The 11,722-nt window shown below is 54.9% G+C and carries 11 protein-coding genes; 4 read left to right on the forward strand and 7 right to left on the reverse strand.

The features are described 5' to 3' along the window. Window positions 1-43: 43 nt before the first annotated feature. Entirely contained in the window at window positions 44-1,186 is a 1,143-nt protein-coding gene (locus tag EKN83_RS00610; protein WP_045285065.1) for a methyl-accepting chemotaxis protein, read from the reverse strand. Between the two features lie 457 nt (window positions 1,187-1,643). On the opposite strand from EKN83_RS00610, the gene EKN83_RS00615 reads away from it, so the two are divergent. From EKN83_RS00615 to EKN83_RS00625, 4 genes are all read left to right on the forward strand, one after another. Beyond that, window positions 1,644-3,773, forward strand: coding sequence for a putative bifunctional diguanylate cyclase/phosphodiesterase (locus tag EKN83_RS00615; RefSeq protein ID WP_126800127.1), 2,130 nt, complete (start codon window positions 1,644-1,646; stop codon window positions 3,771-3,773). 92 nt (window positions 3,774-3,865) lie between these two features. Beyond that, on the forward strand, window positions 3,866-5,098 hold the full coding sequence (locus EKN83_RS00620) for a sensor domain-containing diguanylate cyclase (protein WP_126800128.1): 1,233 nt from the start codon (window positions 3,866-3,868) through the stop codon (window positions 5,096-5,098). 74 nt (window positions 5,099-5,172) lie between these two features. Next, window positions 5,173-5,313 carry an Ecr family regulatory small membrane protein gene (locus EKN83_RS23295; protein ID WP_032672643.1) on the forward strand — a complete coding sequence of 47 codons (141 nt, stop codon included), beginning with the start codon at window positions 5,173-5,175 and terminating at the stop codon, window positions 5,311-5,313. Window positions 5,314-5,530: 217 nt separating this feature from the next. After that, the gene (locus tag EKN83_RS00625) at window positions 5,531-6,097 is read left to right on the forward strand and encodes a DJ-1/PfpI family protein (protein WP_025759500.1); all 567 of its coding nucleotides are present in this window, start codon (window positions 5,531-5,533) and stop codon (window positions 6,095-6,097) included. Here the strand turns inward: EKN83_RS00625 and EKN83_RS00630 are convergent. The 6 genes from EKN83_RS00630 to tssF are packed head-to-tail and all read right to left on the reverse strand — an operon-like array spanning window position 6,075 to window position 11,721. Next, window positions 6,075-7,391 (reverse strand): VasL domain-containing protein, encoded by a 1,317-nt coding sequence (locus tag EKN83_RS00630; protein ID WP_126800129.1) that lies wholly within the window; start codon window positions 7,389-7,391, stop codon window positions 6,075-6,077. The two genes, EKN83_RS00625 and EKN83_RS00630, sit on opposite strands and share 23 nt — an antisense overlap. Window positions 7,392-7,435: 44 nt before the next feature. Further along, on the reverse strand, window positions 7,436-7,909 hold the full coding sequence (locus tag EKN83_RS00635) for a hypothetical protein (protein ID WP_126800130.1): 474 nt from the start codon (window positions 7,907-7,909) through the stop codon (window positions 7,436-7,438). A gap of 21 nt (window positions 7,910-7,930) precedes the next feature. Then, a complete protein-coding gene (gene tssE / locus EKN83_RS00640; protein WP_126800131.1) occupies window positions 7,931-8,386 on the reverse strand; it encodes a type VI secretion system baseplate subunit TssE in 456 nt (151 codons plus the stop codon). Next, on the reverse strand, window positions 8,386-8,931 hold the full coding sequence (gene tssJ, locus EKN83_RS00645) for a type VI secretion system lipoprotein TssJ (RefSeq protein WP_126800132.1): 546 nt from the start codon (window positions 8,929-8,931) through the stop codon (window positions 8,386-8,388). Before tssJ ends, tssE begins: the two co-directional genes overlap by 1 nt. Then, window positions 8,909-10,003 (reverse strand): type VI secretion system baseplate subunit TssG, encoded by a 1,095-nt coding sequence (tssG, locus tag EKN83_RS00650; RefSeq protein WP_126800133.1) that lies wholly within the window; start codon window positions 10,001-10,003, stop codon window positions 8,909-8,911. The genes tssJ and tssG overlap by 23 nt, the downstream gene beginning before the upstream one ends. Continuing rightward, window positions 9,967-11,721, reverse strand: a complete 1,755-nt coding sequence (gene tssF, locus EKN83_RS00655; protein WP_126800134.1) for a type VI secretion system baseplate subunit TssF — start codon at window positions 11,719-11,721, stop codon at window positions 9,967-9,969. The genes tssG and tssF overlap by 37 nt, the downstream gene beginning before the upstream one ends. Between the last annotated feature and the right edge of the window lies 1 nt (window position 11,722).

The following is an 11,722-nucleotide window of genomic DNA, read 5'->3' on the forward strand; positions in this document are numbered from 1 at the left end:
GGCCGGGTAAGCACGCGCCACCCGGCAAGAAAGGCAGGTGTTGTCAGAGAGAGTGCTCTGGCCGCTGAAGGAAGGCGGGTGAGCCGGACGATAAGGAGGAAGGTGTGCCCTGGTCAAGCCGGAAATTACGCGTGCGGGCCTGCAGTTCAATCACCTGGTTACGCAGCACATCAGAGGAGCCGTTAAGTTCCTCCGCCATTGCCACGTTACTTTGCGTGACCCGCTCCAGCTCTGACAACGCCAGCGTAATCTGAGATATCCCTTTCTCCTGCTCTGAGGTCGAGGCGGAAATTTCGTCCATTAGCCGGCTGACATTCCCTGACCCCGCCACGATCTCCTGCATATTCTTCTCCGCCTCCGATACAACGGTGGCACCCTGACTGACGTTACTGCTGGTGACTTCAATCAGCGCTTTGATATTCTTCGCGGCCTCTGCACTGCGGTGCGCCAGGTTTCTGACCTCTTCTGCGACGACAGAAAATCCCTTTCCATGATCTCCCGCCCTCGCCGCCTCAACGGCCGCGTTGAGTGCCAGAATATTCGTCTGGAAGGCAATGCCGTCGATCAGCGAGATAATCTCTGTCATCTGCTGAGCGCATTCGGTGATGGACTCCATGTTGGTGGCGACCTGCCCCATCAGCTCCCCGCCCTTGCGCGCCTGTCGCGTCGCCATGTTGGCCTGCTCGCTCGCCAGGCGGGTGTTATCGGCATTGTTTTTGGTGCTTGCCGCCATTTGCTCCATGCTGGCTGCGGTTTGCACCAGAGACGCCGACTGCTGCTCGGTTTTCACCGAAAGCTGCGCGCTACGCGACGAGAGTTGATCCGATAAGGTCATGGCGGTTTGCGATGACGCCCTGATCTCGCGCACCAGCGTAGCGATGTTGCCCGAAAGGCTATTAATGCCGGGAATGAGTCGACCCGCGCAGTTGTTGCCAAACTCGGGAATAGACACCCCCAGATTGCCCGCTGTCACCTCTTCAATACTTTTCTTCACCGTATTGATCGGTGTCACAAGATACTTCGTCATATAGACCCAGAGCAAAAATAGCGCAACGAAGTTGATTACGTTAAGGGAAATAAAGAGAGAGGGATTGCTGGAAAATAGAACAACGACACCTGCAGTTATCAAAAAAAGAGATAAAAGGAACCCGATAATAAAGGTCCTGACGCTCATATTTTTTAGCATGATGATACCCACAATTTATATTTTGGTCGGCATCTCGTTTTATAGCATTCCCTCAACCGTTTTTCATGGCAATCGTCACTGGTTTTTCTTTTCGCCGTTAGCAACCTGAGATTTTGCTTAAGTCAGATAAAAAACGTGTATTAGTGAAAATGTTCTGCGCGGCATGCTGCAATACTGGTCTCCGGCCACGTTAAGCGATACCATCGCCTGCCATGAGACGAGACAATCGCTCTCATATTTAAGGCGCTTTGCTACTATTATTCATTTATGTTTAGCAATGCTTAACAGGTTAATGAAAGAAATATATTTTATATTCTTAACGCGCTTCAGGGTATTAATATGACTGGTCATTTTTCACGATAAATAACTAACCTTGTTTGAATGCGCATGTTCGTTGCCAGATAAAGATGGACCCGGCAGGCGAAATTGGTGACCCTCTCAGGAGTGGGATTGCATAATGCTCAATATATCGTGGGACCCTGTATTAATCGCTATTTCTTATCTGGTCGCTTTCATCGCCTCTTTTGTGGCGCTGGACAGCGCCGGTAAAATCCCCCTTTCCAGCCGAAAGGCGGCCATGTTCTGGCGCATGGCCGGAGGGTGCTCGCTGGGCATCGGGATTTGGTCGATGCACTTCATTGGCATGCTGTCGATGCAAATGCCAATGATGATGAGTTACGACCTCTGGTTAACCCTTGCCTCTCTCGGCGTCGCGGTGGCGGCATCGACCACGGCCATTAATATTGCCGTTACCGGCAAAAAACTCTCTCCTGTTCCGCTGATCCTTGCCACGACGATCCTGAGCGCGGGCGTGGTATCCATGCACTACATCGGTATGGCGGCCCTGATGCTCAATGACAGTATCCTCTGGGACTGGCGCCTTGTGGCATTGTCCGTCGTAATTGCCGTCGTCGCCTCCGGGGCGGCACTGTGGCTGGCATTCCGCCTGCGTGATAAACACAAAGGGGTCTTTATCGATCGCCTTCTCGCGGCCCTGGTCATGGGTGCCGCAATCAGTGCAATGCACTATACCGGCATGAGTGCCGCCCATTTTCAGGAAATGGCGCACACTCTGCCCGGCGGGATCGGCGAACTGGGGTTGTCCATCTGGGTTTCGGTTACCACGCTTTGCCTGCTCGGGGTGATGTTAATCATTTCGCTTATCGATTCTCACTGGCGTACCAACCGGCTGACAGATAATCTGCGGCAGCTCAATCGCCAGCTTGAGCTACAGGCGCGCTTCGATGCGCTCACCGGGCTGGCTAACCGTCAACAGATGGATATCCGCATGCAGGATTGTCTGCGCAGTGCGTTGCTGAGTAACAGGCAATTTGCCGTGATTTTCCTCAACGTCGATCACTTCAAGCGGGTTAATGATACCTGGGGACACAACGTCGGGGATGAGTTACTGATCACTGTTGCGCAGCGCATTACGGCCCGGCTCACCCGGGAGATGACCCTGGCCAGGTTGGGTGGGGATGCCTTTATCCTGCTGGTACCGGAATGTGACGACGACAAACTCAACGCCCTGCTCAACGCCTTGCTTGGGGATATGCGACGTCCGCTTTCGCTCTGTGGACATACGCTGAGCACGACAATCAGCGCGGGCGTCAGCCGCTACCCTCAGGATGGCGAAACGCTACATGAGCTAAAGCTCAAGGCCGATGCTGCCTTACACCATGTTAAAGAAGAGGGCCGCAATGACTGGGCCATTTACAGAACCGAGATGTCAACCGCAGTCCCGGCAAAACCCGGTTTTCTGCAGGAGCTGTCTCAGGCGCTGGAGCGTGACCAGTTTGAACTGTGGTACCAGCCCACCTGGCATGCGGAAGATAAAACGATACATGGTTTTGAAGCCCTTCTTCGCTGGCGGCATCCTGAACAAGGTGTGTTATTGCCTAATCTGTTTATTCCCACGCTGGAACAAACCGGCTTGATCATTCCGGTGGGTAACTGGGCCATTGAAGCGGCGTGTCGGCAGCTTCATTTCTGGACGGAACAAGGTTTCAGCCAGTGGACGCTGTCGCTCAACTTATCCCCCGTCCAGTTCGAACAGCAGGACATTTTCCCTGTCGTGTCGTCGATGCTGGAAAAATACAACCTGTCGCCGTCCAGGTTAATTCTTGAGGTGACAGAAAGCACCGCGCTCAAAAATCTCGACCGCAGCATCGAGTTACTGGAAGCGTTTAATCGTGCGGGGATCACCGTCTCGATCGATGATTTTGGTACCGGCTATTCCAACCTGCTGATGTTGAGCGTACTCCCGGCAAAAGAACTGAAAATTGACAGAAGCTTTGTCACTTCAATGCTGGAAAATGAAAAAAGCTACAAGCTGGTCGAAACCATTATGAGTATTGCCCGCACCATGGAGATGAATGTGGTGGCAGAAGGGATAGAAACGGAAGCACAGCAGGCGGAGCTCACCCGTCTTGGCTGCGACTATCTGCAGGGATATCTTTTCTCTCGCCCGTTACCTGCCGAACAGGTCCCGTGGCTGCTGTTGCAGAAAAACTCAGACAAACAAATTATCCCCATTAATAAAACGCAAACCGACAGCGCCTATATTTCACAAAAAAATCATGCCTGACGGGGTTAAGTAGAGTATGTTTCAAATGAGTACACGCGAGTTAATTCGGTCATGATGGTCAGGCACAGTGTGCCGATGAGCAGGAAACGCCTATGTCACAACCTTGTTTTGATACGCTGAATGTTATTAAAACCCCCGTGTGGCTCATTTCACCCGTGTCGGAACAGATTATTTTTGCCAATGTGGCCGCTCTGCAGGTCATGAGTAATAAAACTCTCGATGCGCTGCGTAAAGGCACCTATTCCGCAACGGCGCAAACCCTCCTGTCGATGTATGTCCCTGAACTGAAAACAGAGCAGGAGATCGTCGAAATCTGGACAATAAGCCGGGATGGGCAGGATACACCATTAAGTTGCCGTCTCTCGCTGGCCCGTTACGCCCCCTGGGGAGATGTGATTGTTTTCGAGGGGTTCGCCCCGCAACTCCTCACAGGATTGAAGGCCAGCCGCTCGGCAACCTACCGGCGGAAAAAACAGGGGTTTTACGCCCGTTTTTTCCAGACCAACAGCGCACCGATGCTGTTAATCGATCCTGCGCGTGACGGCCAGATCGTCGATGCTAACCTGGCCGCGCTGAATTTTTATGGTTATTCGCATGATGATATGTGCAGTAAGCATACCTGGGAGATAAATACCCTGGGGCGAGATGTGATACCCATTATGACGGCGATCGCCGCGCTGCCCGGTGGCCATAAACCGCTTAACTTTGTTCACCGTCTTGCCGACGGCACTACCCGTCATGTTCAGACGTATGCCGGCCCCATTGAGATCTACGGTGACAAGCTGATGTTGTGCATCATCCACGATATCACCGAGCAAAAAAGGCTGGAGCAGGAGCTGGAACATGCTGCGTTACGTGACTCCATGACGGGATTACTCAACCGGCGCCAGTTCTACGCGATTACCGATCAAAGCGACCTGAATCATCTTCCCGCGCAGCAGCAGTTTAGCCTGCTGCTGGTGGATACCGATCATTTCAAGAACATCAACGATCTGTTCGGTCATCTGAAGGGCGATGAGGTGCTTATCGCTCTCTCCCGAACGCTGGAAGCCTGCAGCCGAAAAGAGGATTTGGTCTTTCGTTGGGGTGGAGAAGAGTTCGTCCTTCTGCTGCCGCGTACCCCTCTCGACACTGCGCTGCAGATTGCCGAGTCGATCCGTGCGGCCGTTGCCCGTATAACGCTTCCGGGGTTGCCCCGCTTTACCGTCAGCATTGGCGTGGCGCGACATAATCAGGGGGAGAGTATTGATGAGCTGTTTAAGCGTGTCGACGATGCGCTGTATCGCGCTAAAAATGACGGACGTAATAAAGTCCTTGCGGCATGAAACTGGAGTATCCGACAAAGCCCCGCTACAATGCCTGCCTCGGATAAAATAATTTCAGGTGGGTAGAATCTGCAATGGGAAAAACAGAAATAATACTCACCATAATTATTTTACTCCTTATTATATTTGGCTTCTGGTTTATCTTTAGCGGTGAAATCTGGTATTTCGTCGCGTTTCTGGAAAATACCCTTTACCCGACCTTCGATGCCCCATAACGCATGTTTAATCTCTTGTTTCACCTACCGAATTTGTCAGGTACCTGCATGCCGTACTGCCGCGTAAGATACGCGTCGTTATCCTCCAACAACGTTGATAACGAATCACTTATTCACTTGCTTATGTTGCCCGTTCTCTGACGGGCTTTTTTATTTCCGGCAATTCAGCCACGCCAGGCTATATCTTAATCATCTTTGTTGATAAAGGTGAGGAATGATGAGCAAGAAAATCCTGATGCTGGTGGGTGATTACGCCGAAGATTACGAAACCATGGTGCCTTTTCAGGCGTTACAGATGGTGGGCCACCAGGTCGATGCAGTCTGCCCCGACAAGCCGAAGGGCGACTACATTATAACGGCGATCCATGACTTTGACGGCGCGCAGACCTACAGCGAAAAACCCGGCCACCGTTTTACCCTTAACGCCGACTTTTCCAGCGTTAAAGAGCAGGATTATGACGCCCTGCTGATCCCCGGCGGCAGAGCGCCCGAATATCTGCGCTTAAATGAGGATGTGTTAAAGCTGGTTCAGGCATTTGACGCCGCACGTAAACCGATTGCCGCGGTATGTCACGGCCCGCAACTGCTCGCTGCCGCTGGCATACTGAAGGGACGGACCTGCAGCGCCTACCCGGCCTGTGCGCCTGAGGTCCGTCTCAGCGGCGGACATTACGCCAGTATCGGCATCGATCAGGCCCATGTTGACGGCAACCTGGTGACCGCCCCCGCCTGGCCTGCGCATCCGCAGTGGCTGGCGAAGTTTACTGCGCTGTTAGAAGGATAAAGCTCAAAGAATCCAGATGTCGTGAAGCTTCCTCAATACTGACTCCGGGGGTGTTACCCTCCCCCGGTGCGCTAACCAGCAGCCGCAGTTGCTCTTCTGCCGGTACTGCACTGGCAAACGAACGGGTTATCTGCCAGACCATCGTCTTCAGTTCACTTCCCGTCAGGTATTTTCCCTTCTGATGATCCAGCGCATCCAGCTTTGCCGACAGCGCCTGAAGTTGCGTCATTCCCTCATTCCAGCCCTGGAGCTTGCTGGCGGGCAGCGTCCGGGCCATCTGATACTGCTCCCAGCGTTTTACCAGCTCACGGGTTGCCGGGTCGTCCGGCCACAGGGATTTTGCCTGCGTCACCAGTCCCTGGGCATAGCGAAGCCGCCATCCCGGCGACTGGTTCATGACCCCGTTGACCTGATTCGTTATTCGCTCAAGCCAGATGGCAGATTCTGTCCGGCTGTTATCCGTCTTCCTGAAGGCATCGATTTGCGGGGCAGTCATGGGTTCTGGCAGCGGGGCAACGGAGGCGGCCAGGGTATTTGTGGCGTCATCCGGCTGATGCAGGACCTGCCACCCAAAAGCCGTTGCTGCGCCCAGCACCAGCGAGGTTGCCATGCCAGCCACAAAGACGAGCCACCGTTTTGCTTTAACTGTTGGCATCTCTGCCACCCGCACCCTGACCTCGGGCTCCTTATGGATGACATAGACCAGCTGGCTGGCAGGTCGCACCGCTTCCTCAGGCAAAGCAGTACCCCGGGAGGTCTTCTCATGCAGAGCACCGTTTTCCAGGCGACTTAAGGCACTGCATATTTGCTGCAGCAGGGATGCCGGGTTACAGGCGTATCTGAGTTCCTGACGCTTCAGAATGTCGTCCAGCGCCTGCAGTTGCTTTTCAGCCAGCTCAAGGGCTGTGAAATCAGCAGGCTGCAGTGACCAGGTGCGGAAAAGTTTCTGCAGGCGCTGAAAAAGTCCACTGAGAATTTCAGCCCGGGCCTGCACCGGCTGCGGCCAGAACTGAGCCCACTGGTAGCTCAGCATCGCTGTCAGGATGGCCAGCCCCTCGTTAAGCCCCCTGACCTGCGCCAGCTGGCTGCGTGCAAGGGTATACCAGGCACCGGTCTGCAGCTCAACACCGTTGATTTCAAACAGGGAAAGCGCCAGTTTTTCCACCTGCATCCAGTCGACGTCCGGACGTGCCGGGTGTGTCAGTTTGCTCATCTCATCGCGCAGCGCCGTAAATTGAGGCAGTGAACGCGGATCGCCGCCGGTTCTCACCGGACGGGGTTGTTCGTCATGCATGTTTCATTTTCCGGGGAAAAGCGAGCCAGAGTCAGGCTCAGGGTTTACTCAGGAAGCAAAGGGGCAATCATCATAAAGAATGCCTCTTCATCAAACCGGGCAGGATCGCCGCCCTGCACGCCTGCCGGACACCAGGTCCAGTCATTCTGTCTGCCGCTGCGCATAAACAAACGGTACAGGGACCGGATAGCGTCCGGCGCATGCAGACAGGCCTCAATACAGCCGGTTACGCCCGGCCCGTACAGGAAAATGGGGGTAAACCGGATACTTCGCTTTCCGTAGTGCAGGGTTATACCCGGCACCGAAAACGCGCTCCCGCCGATGAGAAATTCAACCAGCACAGTGGCAGTGGCTTCCGTGCGGATTTCTGTTCCGGCAAGCCACGTGTCCATTGACGCCTGTAGCTGGCTGATTCGCAGGCGGAACGCCGCAATATCCGCTTCCGCCTTCGTGTCAAAGGCTTCACTGCGGGGATGCTGGTCCTGCAGTTTTCTTAAAAATCGTGCTTTTGCCGACATGGTTTACTGTCCGTCAGAAGTTTAGAGGCGGGTCCGGGCATCAAGATACTGCTGCTGTTTGAGGTGACGGATCAGCACACGGCCTTCGGGCATAAACGCCGTGCCATAACGCACCAGACCAATCCCCCTGAGTTCGGCATCAATCGCATAACGCAGCTCACCCGGAATAGTCTGCTCAAGCAGAACCACATCAATTTTCTTAAGCCGAGGTTCGTACTTAAGCAATACCGCCGATAGCGTGCCCATTAGTTCATGCGCGGTACCCGGCATGCCCTGCAGAATTCTGGTCATATCCGGCAGACCGTAGTCCGGCAGGTGCGCCAGCGTGCCGGCGCGGCAGTTCAGAATGCGCTGCATGTTGTCGAGTACCGAAAGGATAACCTGATTCTGCTCGCTGACCTGGTGGAGGCTCAGGCCACTGGAGAAATTACCGCACAGCATTTCGTACAGTGAGGGTGTGTTGTGTCCCTGTGGCATCAGTCATCCTTCAGCGGTTGTAATGTCAGGTGGTTATTCCCGGCTTCCAGAATACGGGGTTTATCCGGATCGAGATCTTCACGTTCGAGAACCTGCTTCCAGGTGTTGTTAACCATATCGGGATGGCGGAAGAGACCGACCACCGCGACAAATTTCGCACCCGCTTCCATTGGCATATCAAGATTCACGTCCCCGCCCGGCTTCACCACCACATCACGGCTTGCCAGCAAATCCTCTTTGAGAATAGTGTCACTGTCTTTGAGCAACTGCGGGTAGACCGTTTTGTCGAACGCTTTGCGGTCTTTTAACTGGTAAACACGGACCATTACGGGTTCAGACAACGAGTTGCTCTCACGGGAGTCCGTGTTGAGCGCTTCACGCGCGGTAAAATCGAGATGCAGCTCTTTAATTTGTTTGTAAAAAATGGCGCTGAAGGCTGATTTGGTGCCATCAGTGACGCCCTGCGTCACCCCACAGCCCGCCAGGCTGAACGCCAGTAATGCAGGTAGCCAGCATGCGGGTTTACTCAAATTTGTACGTAACACGTCGGTTTCCTTGTTGTGGTGTTGCGGGCTGCAGCCCCGTGTAATAGCCCAGTTCCGTCGTAAATGTCTGCGGAATATCGTCCGGAAGGTCCGGAAGATGGTCCTGTTCCGCGCCCAGCACACCGTTCATCCCCAGCCAGAACGGGCCTTCGCTGAGCGGTGGAGCGGCCAGCAGTCGGGTCCGGGTGCTCAGGGTGATCTTTGCCTTAAAGCGCCAGCCGAGATAAACGCGCAGCATCACCAGAAAATCCTGATACAACAGACCATCCGGTTTCCAGCCCTGCGCTTCCTGTTCGTTATCCGTCGTGAGCGCAACCAGCAGCTGGCTGCCCGTATCCATCGCCTCGTCACCCAGAGGCGTATTGCCGTCCAGAAGAAAATCCTCATCACCGTAAAAACCCAGTGACTGGCTGACCTCTACCGGTCGAAGGCAGTACGGGCTGACCTTCACGGTGGTTTCCGGGGCCAGCAGGGTCACCAGCGCCTGCATCCCCTCCTGGGTTTTTCCGGGCTGCTGCAGCACACCCAGCAGCGCCAGAAAGCGGGATACCGGTGTGGCAATGTGGTTCGCGGTGCCCGGTATGCCCAGCCCCACCAGCCCCAGCAGCGACTGCGAAATGGTGTCTGTTCCTCCCGGCTCAAACGTGGCCGGATAGGAATATTTTCGCCAGATGCGGTAAAACTGCGTCAGGATGCGGTGGCTAAAAATATTCAGAAAGCCCTGCAGTGCGTCGTGCCCTTCACGGCGCTGAGTAATGTCATCGATATAAGCCGTAGGTAGCGGTGAGTCGACCCCGTACAACCCCATAAAGGTCGTGCGGATGCGCGGAGGCCTGCTTTCATCATCCTCATCATATTCGACGGCTTTCAACTCACTGGCCGGAAAACCCATCCCCGGGTGCGGTACAAAGCGTACCGGGTCGTCCGCCGGATGGCTGGTCGAACCCATCAGCGGCCGGTCCAGATGACGTTTTTCCAGCAGTTGACAGAAACGATAAAAGTTAATGCGGTGAAGGCTGGCTTCCAGCCGCGGGGTCAGCCGGGAATACGGCGATTGTGCTTCTCTTCCCATTCCAGGCGCTCTCCGGTCGGTTGCAGAAGAATGATCAGGCGGTTAAACAGATAGATGTCGGTGTAGAGTGCGAAGAAGCGGCTCAGCAGCTCGCCGAACAGACAGATATCGCCGCGCCCGGCAAACCCGTGACTATCCAGCGTCACTTCAATCTGCACACCACGGACAAGATAGCCCTGCTCGAAGCGCTCGGTTTCACTGTGCTTCACGTCGATGATGGCTTCCAGGCGGCGGCGGTTCATCTCGCTGTCGGTCCATTCATACAGCGCCAGGGTACCGCGCAGCACGTCGGCGTTGTCCATCATTGACAGGAACCCGCTGCCGAGATGACTCAGCACACGCCAGTGAAAGCGATCCTGCGCCGGGGGATAACATGGCAGCGTCGGCGCGCAGAGGTTACGCACGGCGATACTGACTGAGGTGGTTTTCATCACCGTATCGAGCACGGTGCTCTGCAGCGCACGCCGTGGTAGCTGGCCGTTGGTGCCGGTAAGTGTCAGGGAGAGGCTCTCGTCTTCTGGTACCGAGTGGTTATCAAAAGCTTCGCCGCCAAGGATAAGCCAGGTATTGTGCAGACCTGACGGACCGCGGCGCACGCGGGTGTGGTAGTAATATTCCGGTGCTTCATGACGCATCATTCCGCCTTTGTGGCGAAAACTTGAGAACGGCACATAAGTGTGTTGGTTCGAGGATATCACCGAATCGACGGTATAAATTTCGGTATGGCCATCCTGCACGCGCATCGGGCGCAGCATGTACTCAGTCTGCAGGGAGTTGAGCGTCAGCGGGTCAGATTCCAGCGGGAACAGGTTAATTACCGGCACACAGTTCATGCGCAGATGCTTTTCGGTAAAGCGGAAGTCATGTTCCCAGCGTTTCGCTAGCACCACATCAATTTCAAACCAGGGTAACTCAGCCGGAAAAGTGACAGTTTCCAGCCCGCGCAGGCCGGTGAACATGAATTTCTCGCGGAAGGTGAAATACTCCAGCAGCAACTGGTAACCGCTGAAACTGCTGTCACCCTTCGGCCACAGCCTGTCATCATCACCAAACCCCAGTGCGGTGAAATACCCGTCCAGTGGTCTTCTGTCTGTGTTACCCGGCATGCGCAACCACAGACGGGCCGTGTTCATGGTAAAAGCTTCATGCATGGCGCAGGCCAGCGGTGCGTCCGCATTGAAGTAAAACGGGATCTGGCTGAGATCGACACGGCTCCAGTCGGCAAGGAGGCTGCAGTTAAAACGCAGGCTAATGACAGAACGTCCGTCCGGGTCAGTCGACAGGCGGGCCTGCTCCAGCGCCAGCGGCTGCAGGGTTATCTCTCTGGTGGTGGTGTAGCGACAGCGTGTCCCCTTCTCACCGATGGGTCGTGAGTTCACCTCGAAGCCTTTGACAATACGCATCGGTTCTTTCATTTCGCGCCAGTCAGGGGTGAACTCCACCACCGACATCGACGGAATGGTGCGCAGGTAATGCGGCCATAGCAGACTGACCAGCCCTTCAGTCAGCTCCGGTAGATCGTCATCGAGCTTCGCCCGCAGCCGCCCCATCAGGAAGGCAAAGCCCTCAAACAGGCGCTCCACATACGGGTCGCGCGCGCCCGCTTTATCAAGATTGAGCATTGCCGCCTGCTCGGGGTGCGCACGGGCAAACTCTTCGCCGGCTTCCAGCAGGTAGCGCATTTCAGCGTCGTAATAACGCAGGGTTAAGTCGTCCATA

Source organism: Enterobacter sp. WCHEn090032, from assembly GCF_003986875.1.
GTDB lineage: Bacteria > Pseudomonadota > Gammaproteobacteria > Enterobacterales > Enterobacteriaceae > Enterobacter > Enterobacter sichuanensis.

Bases quoted from the DNA above. Each gene is read 5' to 3' on its own strand.
- EKN83_RS00615 (WP_126800127.1), top strand. From the start codon at position 1,644: ATGCTCAATATATCGTGGGACCCTGTATTAATCGCTATTTCTTATCTG.
- EKN83_RS23295 (WP_032672643.1), top strand. From the start codon at position 5,173: ATGGGAAAAACAGAAATAATACTCACCATAATTATTTTACTCCTTATT.
- tssF (WP_126800134.1), bottom strand. From the start codon at position 11,721: ATGGACGACTTAACCCTGCGTTATTACGACGCTGAAATGCGCTACCTG.
- EKN83_RS00635 (WP_126800130.1), bottom strand. From the start codon at position 7,909: ATGTCGGCAAAAGCACGATTTTTAAGAAAACTGCAGGACCAGCATCCC.
- EKN83_RS00620 (WP_126800128.1), top strand. From the start codon at position 3,866: ATGTCACAACCTTGTTTTGATACGCTGAATGTTATTAAAACCCCCGTG.
- EKN83_RS00625 (WP_025759500.1), top strand. From the start codon at position 5,531: ATGAGCAAGAAAATCCTGATGCTGGTGGGTGATTACGCCGAAGATTAC.
- tssE (WP_126800131.1), bottom strand. From the start codon at position 8,386: ATGCCACAGGGACACAACACACCCTCACTGTACGAAATGCTGTGCGGT.
- EKN83_RS00610 (WP_045285065.1), bottom strand. From the start codon at position 1,186: ATGCTAAAAAATATGAGCGTCAGGACCTTTATTATCGGGTTCCTTTTA.
- EKN83_RS00630 (WP_126800129.1), bottom strand. From the start codon at position 7,391: ATGCATGACGAACAACCCCGTCCGGTGAGAACCGGCGGCGATCCGCGT.
- tssG (WP_126800133.1), bottom strand. From the start codon at position 10,003: ATGGGAAGAGAAGCACAATCGCCGTATTCCCGGCTGACCCCGCGGCTG.